The organism is Microbulbifer maximicatervae (SeqCode), assembly GCF_052467615.1.
In genome coordinates this window covers 1,917,405-1,935,276 of sequence record NZ_CP174319.1, presented here as the reverse complement: position 1 = coordinate 1,935,276, position 17,872 = coordinate 1,917,405, and the positions used below count along the sequence as shown (strand labels likewise).

Annotated in this window: 17 protein-coding genes; 7 read left to right on the top strand and 10 right to left on the bottom strand. The window is 46.1% G+C overall.

Annotated elements, in window-relative coordinates; genetic code table 11:
• Positions 1 to 78: 78 nt before the first annotated feature.
• From xthA to arsJ, 5 genes are all read left to right on the top strand, one after another.
• Positions 79 to 894, top strand: coding sequence for an exodeoxyribonuclease III (xthA, locus tag ACJJIM_RS08735; protein WP_413665722.1), 816 nt, complete (start codon positions 79 to 81; stop codon positions 892 to 894).
• Between the two features lie 98 nt (positions 895 to 992).
• Entirely contained in the window at positions 993 to 1,421 is a 429-nt protein-coding gene (locus ACJJIM_RS08730) for an arsenate reductase ArsC (RefSeq protein ID WP_444908373.1), read from the top strand.
• Complete coding sequence (locus tag ACJJIM_RS08725) at positions 1,418 to 1,762, top strand: metalloregulator ArsR/SmtB family transcription factor (RefSeq protein WP_282932732.1); 345 nt, start codon at positions 1,418 to 1,420, stop codon at positions 1,760 to 1,762. Before ACJJIM_RS08730 ends, ACJJIM_RS08725 begins: the two co-directional genes overlap by 4 nt.
• Before the next feature lie 84 nt (positions 1,763 to 1,846).
• Positions 1,847 to 2,851 (top strand): ArsJ-associated glyceraldehyde-3-phosphate dehydrogenase, encoded by a 1,005-nt coding sequence (locus ACJJIM_RS08720; protein ID WP_444913005.1) that lies wholly within the window; start codon positions 1,847 to 1,849, stop codon positions 2,849 to 2,851.
• 120 nt (positions 2,852 to 2,971) lie between these two features.
• Entirely contained in the window at positions 2,972 to 4,219 is a 1,248-nt protein-coding gene (gene arsJ / locus ACJJIM_RS08715) for an organoarsenical effux MFS transporter ArsJ (protein ID WP_413665719.1), read from the top strand.
• 268 nt (positions 4,220 to 4,487) lie between these two features.
• Here arsJ and ACJJIM_RS08710 read toward each other — a convergent pair whose 3' ends face one another.
• The 3 genes from ACJJIM_RS08710 to ACJJIM_RS08700 all read right to left on the bottom strand — a co-directional run bounded on the left by ACJJIM_RS08710 (position 4,488) and on the right by ACJJIM_RS08700 (position 7,061).
• Complete coding sequence (locus ACJJIM_RS08710) at positions 4,488 to 5,081, bottom strand: cytochrome b (RefSeq protein ID WP_413665718.1); 594 nt, start codon at positions 5,079 to 5,081, stop codon at positions 4,488 to 4,490.
• A gap of 51 nt (positions 5,082 to 5,132) precedes the next feature.
• Entirely contained in the window at positions 5,133 to 5,789 is a 657-nt protein-coding gene (locus tag ACJJIM_RS08705; protein WP_413665717.1) for a DUF6962 family protein, read from the bottom strand.
• Between the two features lie 261 nt (positions 5,790 to 6,050).
• Complete coding sequence (locus ACJJIM_RS08700) at positions 6,051 to 7,061, bottom strand: NADP-dependent oxidoreductase (RefSeq protein WP_413665716.1); 1,011 nt, start codon at positions 7,059 to 7,061, stop codon at positions 6,051 to 6,053.
• A 151-nt stretch (positions 7,062 to 7,212) separates the two neighbouring features.
• Between ACJJIM_RS08700 and ACJJIM_RS08695 the strand changes: the two genes are divergently transcribed.
• Both ACJJIM_RS08695 and ACJJIM_RS08690 read left to right on the top strand, forming a co-directional pair.
• Complete coding sequence (locus tag ACJJIM_RS08695) at positions 7,213 to 8,121, top strand: LysR family transcriptional regulator (protein WP_444913004.1); 909 nt, start codon at positions 7,213 to 7,215, stop codon at positions 8,119 to 8,121.
• Between the two features lie 361 nt (positions 8,122 to 8,482).
• Entirely contained in the window at positions 8,483 to 9,115 is a 633-nt protein-coding gene (locus ACJJIM_RS08690; RefSeq protein ID WP_444908381.1) for a hypothetical protein, read from the top strand.
• Positions 9,116 to 9,759: 644 nt separating this feature from the next.
• Here ACJJIM_RS08690 and ACJJIM_RS08685 read toward each other — a convergent pair.
• From ACJJIM_RS08685 to ACJJIM_RS08655, 7 genes are all read right to left on the bottom strand, one after another.
• Positions 9,760 to 10,755: an alpha/beta fold hydrolase gene (locus tag ACJJIM_RS08685; RefSeq protein WP_444913003.1), complete on the bottom strand. Its 996-nt coding sequence runs from the start codon at positions 10,753 to 10,755 to the stop codon at positions 9,760 to 9,762.
• A 1,488-nt stretch (positions 10,756 to 12,243) separates the two neighbouring features.
• Positions 12,244 to 12,963 carry a hypothetical protein gene (locus ACJJIM_RS08680; RefSeq protein ID WP_444913002.1) on the bottom strand — a complete coding sequence of 240 codons (720 nt, stop codon included), beginning with the start codon at positions 12,961 to 12,963 and terminating at the stop codon, positions 12,244 to 12,246.
• Positions 12,964 to 13,390: 427 nt separating this feature from the next.
• Positions 13,391 to 13,816: a hypothetical protein gene (locus ACJJIM_RS08675; protein ID WP_413665710.1), complete on the bottom strand. Its 426-nt coding sequence runs from the start codon at positions 13,814 to 13,816 to the stop codon at positions 13,391 to 13,393.
• Between the two features lie 91 nt (positions 13,817 to 13,907).
• A complete protein-coding gene (locus tag ACJJIM_RS08670; protein ID WP_444913001.1) occupies positions 13,908 to 15,197 on the bottom strand; it encodes a DSD1 family PLP-dependent enzyme in 1,290 nt (429 codons plus the stop codon).
• Positions 15,198 to 15,238: 41 nt separating this feature from the next.
• A complete protein-coding gene (locus tag ACJJIM_RS08665) occupies positions 15,239 to 16,633 on the bottom strand; it encodes a D-arabinono-1,4-lactone oxidase (protein ID WP_444913000.1) in 1,395 nt (464 codons plus the stop codon).
• A 5-nt stretch (positions 16,634 to 16,638) separates the two neighbouring features.
• The gene (locus ACJJIM_RS08660) at positions 16,639 to 17,025 is read right to left on the bottom strand and encodes a c-type cytochrome (protein WP_444912999.1); all 387 of its coding nucleotides are present in this window, start codon (positions 17,023 to 17,025) and stop codon (positions 16,639 to 16,641) included.
• Between the two features lie 269 nt (positions 17,026 to 17,294).
• Positions 17,295 to 17,633, bottom strand: coding sequence for a hypothetical protein (locus ACJJIM_RS08655; RefSeq protein WP_444912998.1), 339 nt, complete (start codon positions 17,631 to 17,633; stop codon positions 17,295 to 17,297).
• Between the last annotated feature and the right edge of the window lie 239 nt (positions 17,634 to 17,872).

Below are 17,872 nucleotides of genomic sequence, written 5' to 3'. Positions count from 1 at the left end.
CTGGGCGCGGCGTGCGCCCGGTCCGCGAACTAACTCTTAGGTCGGGCTAGCCCGACCTTTTTTATTTTGGGGGAAGAGATGAAGGTTGTTTCCTTTAACGTCAATAGTATTCGCACTCGCCTGCACCAGATGCAGGCCTTGGTAGACAACCATCAGCCCGATATCATCGGCCTACAGGAAACCAAAGTCACCGACGAAGACTTTCCAGTAGATGCGATAAAAGACCTGGGCTATGAGCTGATTTATTTTGGCCAAAAAACACACTACGGCGTTGCCCTGCTCTCACGCCTACCTTTTATTGATCGCGAATACGGTTTCCCAACTGATGCCAGCGACGCCCAGCGCCGTATGGTTGCCGGCAAGTTTGATATCGGCGGTCCTGAGCCCCTCACGGTTATTAATGGCTATTTCCCGCAAGGTGAAAATCGCGAGCACCCGGTTAAATTTCCGGCAAAGCAAAAGTATTACGCCGACCTGGATACCTACCTGCAAACCACGTGTAAGCCGGAAGCGCCTGTATTGGTTATCGGCGATATGAATATTTCACCCAGCGACCAGGATATTGGTATTGGTGAACCCAATCGTAAGCGCTGGCTGCGCGATGGCAAATGCAGCTTCCTTCCAGAAGAGCGCGAGTGGCTTCAAAAAATTGAAGGCTGGGGGCTCACCGACACTTTCCGCGCACAAAACCCAGAAACAGACGATGTATTCAGCTGGTTCGACTACCGCAGTCGTGGGTTCGATCGCGAGCCCAGACGCGGCCTGCGTATCGACTTGATCCTAGCCACCAACCCTCTTCTGGAAAAATGTGTCGGGACTGGCGTGGACTACGATATTCGGGCTATGGAACGCCCATCAGACCACGCGCCTGTATGGGCCGAGTTTAAGCTATAAGCACAGGTTACAGCCCGCTGGTTCAGTGGGCTATTTTTAAGGCTATGAATATATGGTTTTCCATATATAATTGTTAAAAAGCCAAATGGAGCCCTCCAATGAAAAGGCGTGTTCTGTTTGTTTGCGCCGGGGACTCTGCCCGCTCACTGATGGCTGAGGCACTGTTGCGGCATTTTGGAGGCAATTCATACGAAGCCGTTGGCGCCGGCACCAATGTCCACACAGTGGACCCACGCGCTCTGCAAGCGCTGGAGCGACTGGGGGTTTCAACAGAGGGACTCATTCCCAAAGTTGTAGAAGATGTAGCCGACCAACCTTTTGACCTGGTCATCACACTTTGCGACAAAAGCCGGGAAGAATACGTACCCTCCCCAAAAGTTGACAAGATGATTGCCTGGAATTTTAAGGAACCGACAAAGCGACACTGCTTCTGCCCTTTTTACACCACGGCACGTGAATTGAGCACTCGCATCAAACTACTGGTCTTGGCCCAAGCCGAGGCGGATTTACGAAAAAGAGCGGCATGAACCCAGTACAGTTTTACAAATGCCTGGCCGATGATACGCGGCTCCGCACATTGCTCCTTATTGCTCACGAGGAAGAGCTTTGCGTATGCGAGCTAACGGCAGCCCTCGAATTGAGCCAGCCAAAAATTTCCAGGCACCTCGCCTTGCTGAGAAGTTCAGACCTGCTCCAAGACCGCCGCCAGGGGCAGTGGGTGTTTTACCGAATCAATCCGGACTTAAATGCCTGGGCAAAGTCTGTACTGTTCGATACCTTGCAGGCGAACCAGCACTTTATTACCGAAGACCTCAACAACCTGATTCAAATGGGAGACCGGCCAGAGCGCACAAGTCTGTGCTGCTGATACCGCCTTCCGACCTAAGATTTAAACTATCCAGATATATATGATTTTTCATATGTGCCTGGCAGAAATGGAGCGAAATTAACAATGACCATCAAAATTGGGATCAATGGATTTGGCCGAATTGGCCGGCTGGTACTGCGCGCTGCCTGGGATTGGCCTGAAGTTGAGTTTATCCAGGTTAATGACCCTGCCGGTGATGCAGTCACTCTCGCCCACCTTCTCAACTTTGACTCTGTACACGGACGCTGGCACAGAGAGGCGAAAGCCATTGATGACACAATTCAGGTTGATGGCAAAACAATAACCTGTAGCCGCAATACCGCTATTGCAGATACCAATTGGAAAAACTGTGACCTGGTTGTAGAGGCCTCCGGTAAAATGAAAACTACCGAACTTCTTCAACCCTACCTGGATCAAGGGGTAAAGAAGGTGTTGGTCTCTGCACCAGTTAAAGAGGCTGGAGTTCCGAACATTGTCCTTGGAGTGAATCAACATATTTACCAGCCGGACAAACACCAGATTATTACCGCCGCTTCCTGTACGACTAATTGTCTTGCTCCAGTAGTAAAAGTTATTCACGAAAACCTGGGCATTCGTCACGGTTCAATCACCACTATTCACGATATCACCAATACCCAGACTATCCTCGACGCACCCCATGGAGATCTGCGCAGAGCCCGCGCTTGTGGTGCCAGCCTGATTCCCACAACAACAGGTTCAGCTACAGCTATTGCCACCATCTTTCCAGAGTTGTCCGGCCGCCTAAACGGCCACGCAGTTCGTGTTCCCCTCGCCAACGCATCCATTACCGATTGTGTTTTCGAAGTGGAAACCGCCACTACCCCAGAGGCAGTAAACCAGTTATTTAAGGACGCTGCAGAGGGTGAACTAAAAGATATCCTCGGCTATGAGGAAAGGCCCCTCGTCTCCGTGGATTACAAAACCGACCCCAGATCGAGCATTATCGATGCTCTATCGACCATGGTCGTTAACGGCACCCAGGTAAAAGTTTACGCCTGGTATGACAATGAATGGGGTTACGCCAACCGCACGGCGGAATTGGCTCGAATGATTGGCACCATGGGCTAAACAGCCAAAGTACAACGGGGCCGGAAGGAAAGAACACACTGCACCTGAGGGGTACGCCTCTCCATGAGCTCGTATTTTTTCCTCCTGCTTTTAGTAAGTAGCAGTACACAGAACAAGATCATGCAGTTTCTTCACAATTTATCGTCGCCAGTGCGCCAATACTTGCTGGTAACAGGCAATTACTGGGCATTTACTTTGACTGACGGCGCTCTGCGCATGCTGGTGCTGCTGCACTTTCACGAACTCGGCTACAGCCCTTTGCAAATAGCCTTGCTTTTCCTTTTCTACGAATTCTTTGGCGTAGTCACTAATCTTGTCGGCGGTTGGCTCGGTGCCCGGATTGGACTCAACCGGACCATGAATTTGGGACTGGCCTTACAGGTTGTTGCTCTTTCCATGCTGCTGGCACCCAGTCAGTATCTCTCGGTCCCCTTGGTTATGGCTGCCCAAGCCCTCTCCGGTATCGCCAAAGACCTGAATAAAATGAGTGCGAAGAGCTCAATCAAGTTACTGGTGCCCGATCAGGCCAGTGGCACCTTATATCGATGGGTCGCCCTTCTTACCGGTTCGAAAAACGCGCTAAAAGGCTTGGGCTTCTTTCTCGGCGGTGCCCTACTCGCCTCACTTGGCTTTCAAGGCGCGATTGCATCGATGGCCCTAGCTCTTGGAATAGTTTGGATATTGAGTCTCAAATTTCTTAAGCGGGACTTAGGGAAAGCCAAAGCAAAAAGCCGATTCAGAGATATCTTTTCCAAGAGTCCCGCAGTCAACATATTGTCGGCCGCGCGCTTACTCTTGTTTGCTTCCCGGGATGTTTGGTTTGTTATAGCTCTACCGATTTTCCTGGCCAGCCAGTTCGGTTGGAGCCACTGGCAGGTGGGTACCTTCCTGGCATCCTGGGTGATCGGATACGGCATAGTGCAAACCCAGGCCCCAAAGGTCACGACGGCACGTTCAGCCCAGGCTCCGGATGGTCGAACCGCACTATTCTGGGCAATAGCGCTCACTGCAGTGCCCGCATTAATCGCAATCGCATTACACAAAGGAGTGGATCCACAGCTCGCCGTACTGGGTGGACTTTTGATGTTTGCTGTACTCTTCGCCGTAAACTCATCTTTACACAGCTACTTGATAGTTGCCTATGCTCGGGAAGATGGCGTCTCTATGGATGTGGGCTTCTACTATATGGCAAATGCCGCTGGGCGATTACTCGGGACACTGCTCTCGGGGTGGGTATTCCAAACCCAGGGGTTGGTGGCTTGCCTACTTATTTCCAGTGCTTTTCTTCTGCTAACCGCACTGGTTTCACTGGGTTTGCCCAGGCACAAAACCGGGGCTCAGGAGGTTGGCAGTTTAAGTAGGAGCTGATCAGATAGCAGCATAAGTGCTACTTGCCAGCGAAGGCTGGCAAGTAGGCTGAGGGACCATTTCGACCTGCACGATTCGATACAGTTTGGACTCAGGTATGCACCCCATTTGAAATAGAATCAAAGCAAGGACCAAATACCTCATATAACACCCACCTCAAGTCCAAGTGCACAGCTCCACAGGAGCTGCAAAAACTCGAGATTAAAATGTCTGGATTTGGCACTCAATGCCTATTTGCCACTACTTTCTGCCAAAACCATCGCAAGAACTATGGCTTTTTAGTCACGGTCATTCTTAGCAAAGTCCGATCCTTTTTGATGTAGTGGTGATATAGAGCGGCCATTACATGCCCCAGGATTAAGATCCAGACCACCCACTCTCCCAGGATCTCTTTATGGATAAAATCGACCGGCTTCTCAAACTGTTCGAATGTCATCCCCATCCGATCCTGAACTATCGCCACAAAGGCTTGGGTGCTCTCAAACTTAGGAATTTCAAACAGGAAAAAGTAATCCGTATCCACACCTGTTCCGATATACCCTGTTAGCGGAGCGACGACCATAATCAAGTAGAGAAGAACATGACCGGTATGAGCGGCAAAGTGTTCCAGGGAGCTACCTGGTTCTAATGGCGGTGGCGGATTAGTGAGACGCCATACGATTCTTAAGATGACGATCACCCCAATGGTGACGCCAATAGATAGATGTAACTGCAAGGCAGTCCAATTCGCCGGTGTTTCCTCTTGGGTAAACCACTGGCGGTAGTAGACTGAAATATAGGAACCCAAAAACAATAAGGCCGTTAACCAATGTAGCCACTTGGCTACTGAACCGTAACTGTCAGGTTGATTTCTCAGGCTCATTCCTATCTCTTTCCCACTTCCGAAAACTATATTCTATCGGCAATTCGCCTACTATTTCTCCGAGTAGAATCTACGTAAACCCAAAATAAAGAGTACAACACCAAACGCTTGGACAAAATGATAGATAATATTATGATCAAGGTCCCAAATGATACTGACTGATAAACTTCCATCTAACTGGACAGCCATTGCAACAATACTAACTATCGAGCCAAGTGCCATAAACCAACTGCCACGCGGTGAGCTTTGTCTCCTTAAGGCTAATATAGAATACCCTATAAAAGCCACTGCACTGATTAAAAACTGATAAACAGCAAAGGCAAAAATTTTATCTTTAAGTGAAAACGAGAAAACAAAAACTATCAGAAAAATAAATAATACTGGAAAAATAGCTCTTTTGGAAAAATCTTCATTCACCAAATCTACACTAACCGCAAGAACAAAAGAAGAAATCAGCAAACCAAGTAAAACAAGCACTCCATACCATAAACAAACTCGAAAATATGGAGGGATTTCAAACCCGTGATAGATAGCTGCCACTAATGAGGCTATGAACATGATAGTGAAAAAAATAAGCCAAATACTTCTTTTCCACTGCTTCCTCCTTACAAACACCAACAAATAAAGGGCGCCAATAAATGCGACCAGAGCCAGCCCGACATTAGTAATTGCAGTTAATAGGTCTATTTCGCCATGTACTAGAGTCATTCTATTTCGAATATAGTCGACACATTTTCATATACATTCTCTATCCAACCCAGATCGTAACCCTTTATAGCAATATATCAGACTTTCTGAAGATCAATTGAACATAGGTGTGTCATCTACGAAAACTCAATAATATCAATTTCCCTAGTGCAACCTCAATAATGGGGTAGATGCAAAGTTTAAAAAACACAGAGACAGACAAGAGCCAGCGCGCCATTATATCTCAAGGCGGCACTGACACTTTGATCGTTTCAACTCTTATTAACTGGCTATAACTGATACAATCACCTTGCCTTTAGCGCGTCCTGAAGCGAGATATGAAAAAGCTTCTTTGCCTTGCTCTAAAGAATAGATCTTGTCTATTACTGGAGAAAGAATCTTCTGCTGGTACAGATCCCCCAACTCATTCAGCTGTCCTCCATTGGCTTCCATAATAACCATTCGATAGAGCGCAGATTTGTCCTTCGCTGCCTTCATTAGCTTTCGCGACTTAAGCGCCACTAGCTTGCGGAGCAACCAACCTAGCCCAAGCTCTTCAGCTGTCTGCGGATCTAAAGCCCCTTTAACAGAGACAACACGCCCACCAGTTTTCAGGACCTGAAATGCATCCAAAGCATACTGACCACCCAAAGTATCGAACACGACATCCATATCAGATAGTAATTGCCGGTAGTCATCTTTTTTATAATCAATAACAAGGTCGGCACCAAGTGCTTTCACCCACTCCACATTCGCGCTACTTGTTGTAGTCACCACATAGGCGCCTACAGACTTCGCCAATTGGATTGCCATAGAGCCAACACCACCTGAGCCTGCATGTATCAGCACTTTCTCGCCAGACTTCAAACCCGCAACTTTGATCAAAGACTGATAGGAGGTCAGCCCAACGAGCGGAATACCCGCTGCTTCACTGTGTGACAAGTTTTCGGGCTTTGCAGCCAAGTGGGAAACATTAACGGTGAGATATTCTGCAATAGTGCCCACATGATCCTCCCCCACCCTGGAAAACACCAGGTCCCCTACACTGTATCCAGCAACATTATTCCCCACTACTACAACTTCACCGCTGACATCCCGGCCAATACCAACCGGAAATACTTCCTTTCGTACCGATTTAAGCTCCCCCCGCACCATCATGTTATCAACTGGATTTACGCTAGCCGCATGCACCCGAAGCAAAACTTCACCAGCCTTGGGGGTGGGAACCTCAGCTGACTGAAACTCCAGGCTGCTATCAATATCCCCATAGCGAGTCATTTTCAAAGCTTTCATTGGTCATCCTAACAATCGGTTCAACAAACATTGAAAGCGATAGTGCCCATACTGCGACCATAAAAACAGGTGGTAATAGGTATAAGTCTTTTGTCATTTTGGCAATAATGGGGAATATTTTGAGCCGATGACAAACAGTTAGAAGTTGATTATGGACAAAATCAGAGCATTGCGTTACTTCAAGCGGGTGGTAGAACTGAATAGCTTTACTGCAGTTGCTGAGGAATTTGAGGTTCCCGCTTCATCAATCTCCCGCCGCGTAAAAGATCTGGAGCAGTCCTTAGGAGTGGAGTTACTGCAACGCAGTACCCGCCAAGTCAAGGTTACTGAGCTCGGCAAGCTCTACTATTCGATGATAAGTAAAGCAATTCGCCAGCTTGAACAGGCTGATGAACTGGTTAGCCAGACATTTGAAGCGCCCAACGGTCTGATACGTATCAGCTGCCTCCCAACTTATGGAGAGCAGCATTTAACCCCCCTTCTTGAGAAGTTTGCCCAACGTTACCCCAATATCGTATTCGACTTAACCTATAACGATGACCTGTCCCAGTTAGGGAAAGATCCCGTTGATATTGCGATTCGCGGAGGGTTTGCACCGGATGAGCATGTTATTGCCAAACGCCTATCGGATAATGAGTTCACCCTCGTGGCTACACCGCAGTTTATCGACAAGTTGGAGTATAGCTTGCCCTTAAACAAGTCGGCGATTGAGTCAATTGCTACCTTGCAATACCGGGGGCCTCGTGGCGTCATTGAGTGGTACATACTCAATGACGAGCACTGGGAGCCCCTGAAGTTGACTCCAAAAGTTATCAGCAATAACGGTAAAGCATTAACAGCAGCCGCCCTCAATCACCGCGGTATGTTCTGTGTACCTTCGTGGAGTATTTGTAACTATCTAGATACAGGGGAGCTTGTACAGGTACCTTGCGAGGGTAAAGTCTCAGTCAGCCCCGGTGGCGACCTGGGAGTATTTCTTTTGTATGAGCGTACTAAATACCAAATTCCCAAAATAAAGCTTTGCGTAGACTTTATCTATGAAAATTTGAATGAACGATAGAAGAATATCAAAATTTTTCGCATTGCTACTTAAATTATATGGGCCAATAATACTAGCTTGAACAAATCTGCCGTTTAAAAAAGCACTCCACCCTCTTTATTGTTCGAAAAAATTTATATTCGGCTACAAGCTTATATCCCGCACCCTGTGGACATATAAAGACCTCATAAAACTAAAAATTGATCTGCTTCAAGCATCCCTTAGATTTATTTGGAGGCATATTGATAGGCATGCTAGTTTGAAAAGTAGAAATCATGCCAAAAGTACCTTTAACTATGAATAACTAAATGGAGGAGTTAGCACTGATAAAACCAAGTCAAACCGCTTATATCAGAACAGCCGGCGACATAAGGATTGAGCCATGCCAAGTTATGAAGACTTCATCAGCCTATTAGAAAAAGACATTGAATCAGCCTTCAAAACCTATGAACTTGATTTTAATACGGAGGCCTTCGACAACAAAGCAGGAGCCTACGAAACTGAGTTTGATTTTGAATTTGTAAAACCCAATAAAATCATGATGGTAAAAAGCGGAGATTCTGGCAAGAAAGCAACATATCTCACCTGGGCGCGACAAAAAGCTGTGCCTGTAACTCTAGATAGTAAAAGCCCCCCTTACTTTTTCACCTCCCATCTCAGTAATTGTCGAATGACCTTCAAGTACCATGACGACCAAAGTAAAAGTGTAACGGTTATCCATGTTGCAGGTGATGTTTCCCAGGGGGGGACCATCAAGGGGAGCGAACAAAGAGATGAGTTGGAGAAGATGGTGAAAACTCCCGATGCAACCAAGGAGAGGAGACTCTCAATAGGTGGCCCCAAAGGGGGTAGAAAAGGAGCAAGCTTCAAGAAAAAGCAAGCAAAACTTGGTACCTCATACTACGATACTTGTGCACGGGTATTCGGGGTGAGAGATGGAAACGACCAGTGGGCATTTTATACGCAAAATATCGGTCGTAAGGATGAGCTGCTGGGCTTTTTCGAAATCACATAATTCTTGCAACAAACAATCTAAGCTCAGCCCCAAAATCTACTCGAATAGAGCCGCACGAAAAAATCGTCGCGGCTGCCGCCATTCCCCCCATAATGGAAACTGCATTACCGGTATTAGAATAATTTAGCGAAACTCCCTCTTGGTAGTAGATCCCCTATCAATTTCTATACTATTGAATAAATTCCCCTAAATGCCATCAACAATGAGATGGGTGACCTAGATATCAAATAATGACTACTCCCCCTTTAGACTTGTGAGCACCCTCATCAGTATAATGAGGGTGTCGATCAATACATTGAAAGAGAATGCAGAATTAAGGAGCCTCTGAATAACTCCGTGATACCTCTGGCATGCAGAGCGGTTCACAATCAAGGCGCGGCTTCGCAGGAATGTCTAGACTTTTCAAGAAGTCGCAACGCGGAGTGTGAATCGCTCCGCAAGCCCCGAAGGGCGGGCCTTGAAGGCCACAGCTGCTGCGTTGCAGCTCTTGCAAAGGGCTACGGCCATTCGCGGCGAGCTGCGCCTAACATCTGCAGCCTTCAAGTCCCGCAGAGGCATTACGGAGTTATTCAGAGGCTCCTTAACATAACTCTTATATCAGGTGTCTAACTCTGATAAAAAATGCACTATAAATATCTAGTTAGCTAAATAACTGTTTTCGAGCAACGACCACTCTCTAAGAACTGCAGTAAGGTTTCACCAAGTTCTTCATCGGCATCAAAAAATGGAAGATGATGGCTATCTTTAAGTATAGTAAGGCACTTTGGCCCACGATATCGCGCAAAATCATCTTTAACTTGAGAAGGAGTGGTTATTGTATCCTTTTCACCAACAATGAATAATGCTGGAATCTCCAAGCTATCGACCTCAGCATTAACATTTAAGGCCTGAAGCTCCCTCTCCATTTTATCCGCCAAGTTTCCCCGCTGCTGTTGCCACCCAGGAAACTGCTCATTTATCTTTTGATTTGCTATAAAGCCATGAATATCTACCCCGTTTGCGATACCATCATTCGCCCTACTTGCCCACTTTCCGAGTAAAAGATGGTTCTCTTCTGGGTTCTCTTGATATTGCTTCAATTCGTGCATTGCATGTTCATTATTTTCCTGCATTGCCCATTTTAGGGTTGCATCAAGGCTCGTTTTAGACTGAACCTTTCCATTTTGGAATGAGGAGATAAATACTATGCCATCTAATTCTTCTGGATATTTCCCTGCATAAAGAGCAGCTAAAGCACCACCCCATGAATGGCCAATCAGAGTAAGCTTGTCTTTTTTATAATGGGTCCGGAGAAAATTAACTACATTGCGCACATCCTCAATATTATTATCAATCGTTAAGGTACCTTCCTTAACTTCAGGGGATTTCCCCGCCCCTCTTTGATGCATATAGGCAACTAAATAATCATCTTCCAGAGTTTTCCCAATTTTTACCTGAAATGGAACCAACCCCAACTCCACATCCCCAGGCCCCCCATGTAGAAATAGCAATAAAGGCTTGCCTTCATCTTGCCCTGCAACTTCCACATACAAATTTGTGTCATTACTTTTAATACTCTGGATATCATTTACTTGCTCTCCAACCGCCATATTGGAAAGCAAGGCAACAAATAGAAGAACTAACCGGGTATGCTTAAACATCGATGTAATCACCATATCAACTATATCCTTAAGCAAATGAGCTGAAGTACCATTCGATGGCACACTATCTTTTGTGAAGAGTCTCACAGTTATATCTCAAAGATATAGGAAAAAGAGTCGAGTTGAATTACTTCAAAGATAAATAGTAACTTCAAGCCTCATAACATCAAAGGGCAACCTACCAGAACACCTCTGAAACCCTACTCATAAAATAGATTAGCATCCAACGATAATTGATTAAATGCACATAACTAACCCATTACTGGAATAAGTAAAAGCGAAAAAAGACATTCCTAGTGAATATATAGATCAACCATTCTATCCATTGCTAATCAAAATAGCGTAAAGCAGAATACCAAAGCAAGCTTGTCAATCACTAGAAAGTTGGCTTCTACCGGCACAGCTATGCCATCCGGGTCATGTTTTTCCTACTGCCTAAGAAGCTATTATTGGGTGCTATTGAAACAACAATACAGCCCTATTCTCCAGTATAAGGCTTGATAATACTATCCAATCAAGCTTTTAAGTAACTTGATTTGAAAGAGGTACACAAGTCCATGTGGCAGGTATTGCCAGCCATCGTCAACTACAAATAAAGGACGCTTGATAGCTGGCATGTATTGGAATTACTCAAAATTATGGTTCAAGGCATCCTCAAATGAAACAGACTTAATCACGCTCCTAGCTGTAAAACGATTCATCCTTGCGGTATACGTTGACTTACATCGCTGTGAAGTCCCCAGATCCCTAGCCTTAATCTCATTGGCTATAGCCCAGTGCCATTGAGAATGATATTTAAAAGTTTTATCGGCCAGCTTTGTGCAAAGCTCCCAATCACCAAATCGCTTAACTCTAGTGTCCGGCTCTCCAAGAAAAACTGTACAACCAGTGAACAGAATCGAGCCCGATATGACCAAAATCTTTAGAATTCTCATACTCAATAAACCCAAATGATACTTCAAGGATGAGCTTTTCGATATCCTGAACCAGGTCACAGGATCGTACGACATCGCCAGCCCTTATCCATCTCAATTACTACCAGATGCTCGTAGGCTACCTATAAGCATTCTAGGAATTCATGAAAATATTAACATATTGTTGATATTTGGTCATTTTATTATGCCTAATATGCCTGAGGTATTTACATACCCAATTTAAGTGTTACTTGGGTGGTTTATTTTAGATACCTACTGAGTCTAGTAAGCGGCCCTTATTAGCTATCCTATCACGCTACTGAATCGCATGCTGCTCAATACTTAAGCCAAAGAAGGTGACTCTAAGGGTGACCATTAAAATATCGGCATTTAGCCCGCTATTTATCGGTTACTTGGTTAAGCGCGGATAAGTAATATATGAGCTCCTTTTATACTAATTCATTAATCTAGTTAAACTCTAGAGAATCGGGCCGCCTTAATTCGCAAAGTTACCATAATTAGTTACAAACAATATAATCAGCTTATTGTTTTCAAAATAGTTATCAGCAGGAAGTCAAAGGTCTATCAGATTCCAGCGAGCATTATTTTGGCAATCTATAATCTGTTGATCAATAGCGGCTATTCGACCCCGAATACGCTCCCAATTACTTTTTTTCATTTTCAGCTCATCAGTAATACTTGCACTGTAATCAATAGCTTGATTATCAGCTAAACTTGCTGTCCGAGAGTCATGGTGTTCTTGCCGTATAGTAATCCAAATATTAGGGTCCAGCTCCGATGTATATGTGATGGCCTGACGGAGCTTCGTGGGTACAGATTCTACTCTGACGTTTCCATTTCGATCCGTAAAGTTAAGTACTTTTTGTTTGTCCACATTGACAATATAGAAAAATTTACGATTTTGATTTAAGACCCAGTTCGCAATACCCTCAAAGGGGATCATCGCAGTATTGAGGCCATGACTGCCAATGATCGTATTGTAATTAGAGTAACGGCGTTCATGTAAAATACCCGCGCTTACTCCAATTAGGTGAAGTCTCTCCCAGCTGCGCCCCAGTCCAGAATCTCGATTCCCAATTATTTCTCCCAAACCACCGCTAATTAGCCCCATAGCAGAGCGAGCCATATCTCCTGGCAATGGACCTATAACTCCTGTTTGGTTATGCAGTGACCTATGCACAATCCCTTGCGGAGGATTGAATGGCTTAGAGCTCGCAAACCATTCAATATCGCCTGAAATATTATACCCCGCAGAACTAACTCTAAAGTACATTATGTCGCCCCTATAATTGAGGAAATTCCGTTAGCAACTAGTTGTCAACTCATAAACTTGGAAAGCGAGGGAAATTATCCGCCTGAAATCAGATAAGCAAATAGTCAAATTGGGGGGAACTAACAATCCCTCCCATGCCCTGAATATACTATCAGCAATCCTGAGCACACAATCACCTGTGTACTGCGCCGTAAGAAATGACTCAAATTTTGTCCAGAGAAAACCAATATAAACACCACCGACACATCATTGGGTACCTATTTAGTTTGACCCAATAACTGCAATAGAGACATTATACGCCGACGTTTTCTGTTGAAATTAAAGTTCGCCCATCGACTTTAGCAATGACATTCTCACTACTGATTTGGCATGCTGATCATTATCGGCCACAACAAGCATCGTGACCGAATTTCATAGGGTTTAAAATTCAGAGGAGTATCCAAAGTGCGGCTATTAGATTCAGTGACATCATTATAAAGTCAGTGATAAAGATAAAACGCATCACGCCTTTAACTTGCCACGGCCCTTCACCTTTTCGGTTTTGTAGGGCTACCGGGACATTGTAAATAAACTGTGTTCCGTGAGTGACAGCAAACACCAGCAGCAACGTAGCGCGTTGCACCTCCGTAGCAAATACTGAGGGGCTGATTAGCAGTAGTATATTGAGTAGCGCCAACGACAGGTTAAAACCACCCAGAAATTTTCCCGATTCTGCCAAGATATTAAATACGGGGGTATCCCTTTGTTCCCTGGGTACCAGTAACTTCGCAAATATATGGTTCCTCAAAGAGAAAACGTTAAATCCCATCAGAAACCAAATCGTGTTTAACACCAAAACAACTTCATAGATCATCAATATCTCCAAGACTTGTTGTTTGCCCGCCACTAAGGTCAGTACGTTTATTAAACAAATTTGTACTAACCCCGTAGCAAGGGTTGAATCCTCAGGAATTACTCATTACCGGCCAGAGATCCACTATCTCGCCTTTGCTATAGACCGCAATATCACCAAACTGCAGGAACACGGACTCACTCTGTGTGGGCCGGAGAAAGACCCAGTCGTCTTCATTCAGCAGTACCTTTTTTGAGCCATTCAGCATTTCTTGGTTGCTGGAGCGGCCATAGATGGGGTTGATCGATAGACCTTTTGGTGATTCTGGCTCCGCCTTCCAATAGCCGCCAGATATAAAGAAGCTTTGCTCCCGATTTGGGTTCAACCAACTAAAGGGTCCGGTGAGCCCTTCTATGCCGGGTATCTGTGTCTGTGACAATTTCTTCAATACCGGACTTGCGATATACGCCGCTGGTAAATGATCAGACAGAGTGGGAATATCAAAGCCCACCGGTTTAACCAGGCACGAGCCAGCGGCAATCTCGTTACAGGGAGCCCGGTCTGCTCGGGATTTGTACAGTTGGTAGGTTGGGCTACCGGCAGCGTTCAAAGTGGCCGCCTTCGGGAATGCACTTCCAAGCTGGATCTTAGCTTGCTCCACCCTGCTTTGGTAAATATCCAACCCCCGAGTGATTGCCTTTTCAGGTCCACCGAGAACACCTGGCATTTTTGCGGCGTGGGCGTCGTAACCCATAAAACCGGAAAATTCCAAATAGGGTTCCCGCTGAATGATACCAAGCATCGTGGAGAGATCTTCCGCACTGGCAATGCCACCCCGGTGTAGGCCTACATCAATCTCGATATTAATTCGCAAGGATTGTTTGAGCGATCGCGCCAGATCGGCGTATTGACTAAGTCTGCGGGGGCTGTCAACCAGCCACTGTAACTGCCGCGTAGGATCAAAATGCTCCGCCCTAGTGCCAAAATAAAAGGCCTTTGCCGCAGCAATCGGCAGAGGTTTACCCAGTAAAATATCACTCGCTGGATGAGATTTAACCAGCTGCTGTAGAAATGGCAGCTGGAATACCATGATGCGATTGGTATTTGTTCGCTGAGTAATAGCATCCAGCAGGTTTAGCGAGGGCAAGGATTTAGCCACTACCCGGTAGTCATAGTGACCTCTGAGGTGGCCGGCTAATATATCGGCGTTCTTTTGCAGATTTTCCAGGTCTACGACTAAGGTGGGACCAGAAAAGCCGGCATGATCCAGAGCTTTAGAAACACTGGAGAAGTATTCGTTGTGCCCTCCCTGCCCTTGCGCTTTAGGGCGAAGAACGGCGACACCTGCCACCGCTCCTAACGCGACCCCACCTAGTATTAGCTTTCGTCGCTTGATATCCATTGTGCTTTCCTCTTTGAGGGTTCACTGCTGAGCAGCGTTGCTCAGGTAAAAAGCGTTTTCAGATAGGGGTTTAAGAACTTACCACTGGGGTCCAGCTCTCGGCGAACCTCAAGAAAATCCTGCCACTGAGGGTAGAGCTCGGCAAAGTCCGAGCCTTGTAGCTTGTTTAACTTGCCCCAGTGCGGGCGGCCCCCATATTTGCGCATAATGGGCTCAATGGCCTGAAATAGCGGTAGGTGGTCCTCTTCAAAGTAGCGGTGTATGGCGATGGACACGGAATCTTGCTTATAAAACGGACTCAGCCAGATATCGTCAGCTTTAACGAAACGCACCTCGATAGGGAAGAAAACATCCAGGTTATTTTCCTCAATAGTTCGACGTATTTCCGCGAAGGCTTTCAAACCGTCCTCGCGGGGCAAGTGGTACTCCATTTCATTGAAACGTACGTTTCGCTCACTGGCGTAATTCCGCCAGGAGGACTCGACAACGACTTCCCTCTCGATATCTTCCATCGCATTTTGCAGCGCAAACTGGCGCAACTTCGGTGACCAACCCAGCCAGTCCCGCACGGATTTCAGGGTCATCACCGCTTCATTAGTATCTTCCCGCTCCGTAGAGAAGATTTCCTCTGTGGTCGGCTGGTGGGAATCAGCCATGCACATCCCAGAAAATGGGATATAGTAAAATTCAAAGTTCCGATTGGCCTCTGCCAATTCTGGAGCCTGATCCAACACCTCTTCCAGGGGCGCTACCCAAGATTCACGACGCAAACGGTAGCTGGGCTGGTTCTGCATACGCACCTTGGTCACCATACCCAGGCTGCCAAGGGATACTTGCGCTGCCGCGAACACCTCGGGGTTTTCCTCACCATCACACCAGAGCGTATCCCCCCCAGCGGTCACCAGTTCCATACCCGTTGCATAGCTGGACATACAACCCAAGCCTGCACCGGTTCCATGGGTCGCGGTTGCCAGGCAACCACCTAAAGTCTGCTCATCGATATCTGGTTGGTTAATCAGCGCTTGACCGATGTCCTCTAAGGGTTGGCCAATGTCTGCTACACGGGTGCCAGCGTAGATTGTCGCCTGGACCTTGTCGGAATCGTGATCGGCAACGCCGGTAATGCGGCCCAATGAAATAATTGTATCGTCAGTGGGTACCAGTGCAGTGAAGGAGTGGCCCGCACCTACCGCCCTGACCGTACCTTGCGCTTTCGCAATTATCGTTTGCAGTGCGGGAATATCTTTGGGAGCCAGACGATGGGCCGGCAGACACTCTTGTGAACCAGACCAATTCCTCCACCGAACACCCGCTTTTTTTGTCGGTGGAGCTGCAGCTTGCAATAAGGTACGTGCAACTGATGAGATGGGCGCGGCCGCTAATGATGCGGAGCCGATCGCGATAGAGTTAATAAACTGGCGACGATTGAACCCCATATCCTTTACTCCGCTGTAGCCATAAAGACAATCAACTGTTCAAACTGCTCGGGGGAGCACTCAAAACAAAGGCCTAGTGGCGGCATACCCTGGAACCCATTGATAGCATTTTCCACCAACACATCCATCCCCTTCTCCATACGGGGCTTCCAGTTGGCCAAATCTCCGGTAAGGGGTGCGGCGCTGGCGCCAGTGCTGTGACAGCTGCGGCAAGTGCGAGTATATATTTCAGCGATTTCCGGATCAGCAGGCGCAAGAGACAGCGCTCTTTGGGTCAACATTGCCCGGCTTTTTTCACTATTCTGTGGAGGCTCAGAACATCCTTGAATGACATTTAGTACCAAAAAAAGAGACAAGAGCTTAAAGCTCTGGCGCAAGACTTCCAGTTCCATATGCGTACACCTACTACATTATTGTTGTTTATTTCTTTTTGGCTATTGCCAAAGCTATCGTGTACATATCGCTGGCACTATTGTTAATCATGATGACTGCTAAAACAACTACTTGAGTTGCCTGTTCTCAATTATTTCTATCGTAATTTATTTGCGTACCACTTAGAGAACTAAAGCCTATGTACATCTCGAAGTTAAAATCAGCATTTATTACAGAGATAAAATGACTCTTGTTAACAGTAGACAGGCTTTGCAAACATCAAAAAGAGCTATTTATATTTACGAATATATAGCCATAAATAAAAACCGCCAACCAAAGTGCCCAGCGGAACATTTAGTACACTCACTGTTGAAAATATTAAAGCTAATTCTGGGGCATACCTTTTATCCAAAAGGACAGCAATACCAGCAAAGACCCCCAAAATATTCAAAGACGCAAACAGTATTATCATCAACCCCAAAAGACTGAATATATTGAATGGCATACTCAAAATTGAATTCCCAAAAACTGCGTATAGGAATAACAATGTTGCGCTGGATATCAATAACATCAAAATTGAGTAAGTAATTATCAACCAGCCGGAAACTTTTTCCTCGGTACTAACCATGCGGCGCTCCTGTGAAGGTGAGAGCCCAAGCCTCTTTCGTGATCCCGAGAACATCAGGGCATTGAGAAATGACTCTAAAGTTGCTCCGGATTCAGTTGTCAGCTAGCTCAACGATCAACATGACTCAATGACATTTATGACACCGATGGCGACTTTGGGCTGCCTACCCTTCTACTTTAGGCGTTGAGTATCAACAGGAACAGGAATACCCTAATGCTTTTCGATCAGGTAGGTATTCA

What these genes read in the sequence shown, in the direction of transcription:
- ACJJIM_RS08695 (WP_444913004.1), top strand. Translation starts at nt 7,213, where the DNA reads ATGGACAAAATCAGAGCATTGCGTTACTTCAAGCGGGTGGTAGAACTG.
- ACJJIM_RS08730 (WP_444908373.1), top strand. Translation starts at nt 993, where the DNA reads ATGAAAAGGCGTGTTCTGTTTGTTTGCGCCGGGGACTCTGCCCGCTCA.
- ACJJIM_RS08690 (WP_444908381.1), top strand. Translation starts at nt 8,483, where the DNA reads ATGCCAAGTTATGAAGACTTCATCAGCCTATTAGAAAAAGACATTGAA.
- xthA (WP_413665722.1), top strand. Translation starts at nt 79, where the DNA reads ATGAAGGTTGTTTCCTTTAACGTCAATAGTATTCGCACTCGCCTGCAC.
- ACJJIM_RS08720 (WP_444913005.1), top strand. Translation starts at nt 1,847, where the DNA reads ATGACCATCAAAATTGGGATCAATGGATTTGGCCGAATTGGCCGGCTG.
- ACJJIM_RS08725 (WP_282932732.1), top strand. Translation starts at nt 1,418, where the DNA reads ATGAACCCAGTACAGTTTTACAAATGCCTGGCCGATGATACGCGGCTC.
- ACJJIM_RS08660 (WP_444912999.1), bottom strand. Translation starts at nt 17,025, where the DNA reads ATGGAACTGGAAGTCTTGCGCCAGAGCTTTAAGCTCTTGTCTCTTTTT.
- ACJJIM_RS08680 (WP_444913002.1), bottom strand. Translation starts at nt 12,963, where the DNA reads ATGTACTTTAGAGTTAGTTCTGCGGGGTATAATATTTCAGGCGATATT.
- ACJJIM_RS08700 (WP_413665716.1), bottom strand. Translation starts at nt 7,061, where the DNA reads ATGAAAGCTTTGAAAATGACTCGCTATGGGGATATTGATAGCAGCCTG.
- ACJJIM_RS08675 (WP_413665710.1), bottom strand. Translation starts at nt 13,816, where the DNA reads ATGATCTATGAAGTTGTTTTGGTGTTAAACACGATTTGGTTTCTGATG.
- arsJ (WP_413665719.1), top strand. Translation starts at nt 2,972, where the DNA reads ATGCAGTTTCTTCACAATTTATCGTCGCCAGTGCGCCAATACTTGCTG.
- ACJJIM_RS08665 (WP_444913000.1), bottom strand. Translation starts at nt 16,633, where the DNA reads ATGGGGTTCAATCGTCGCCAGTTTATTAACTCTATCGCGATCGGCTCC.
- ACJJIM_RS08685 (WP_444913003.1), bottom strand. Translation starts at nt 10,755, where the DNA reads ATGTTTAAGCATACCCGGTTAGTTCTTCTATTTGTTGCCTTGCTTTCC.
- ACJJIM_RS08670 (WP_444913001.1), bottom strand. Translation starts at nt 15,197, where the DNA reads ATGGATATCAAGCGACGAAAGCTAATACTAGGTGGGGTCGCGTTAGGA.
- ACJJIM_RS08655 (WP_444912998.1), bottom strand. Translation starts at nt 17,633, where the DNA reads ATGGTTAGTACCGAGGAAAAAGTTTCCGGCTGGTTGATAATTACTTAC.
- ACJJIM_RS08705 (WP_413665717.1), bottom strand. Translation starts at nt 5,789, where the DNA reads ATGACTCTAGTACATGGCGAAATAGACCTATTAACTGCAATTACTAAT.
- ACJJIM_RS08710 (WP_413665718.1), bottom strand. Translation starts at nt 5,081, where the DNA reads ATGAGCCTGAGAAATCAACCTGACAGTTACGGTTCAGTAGCCAAGTGG.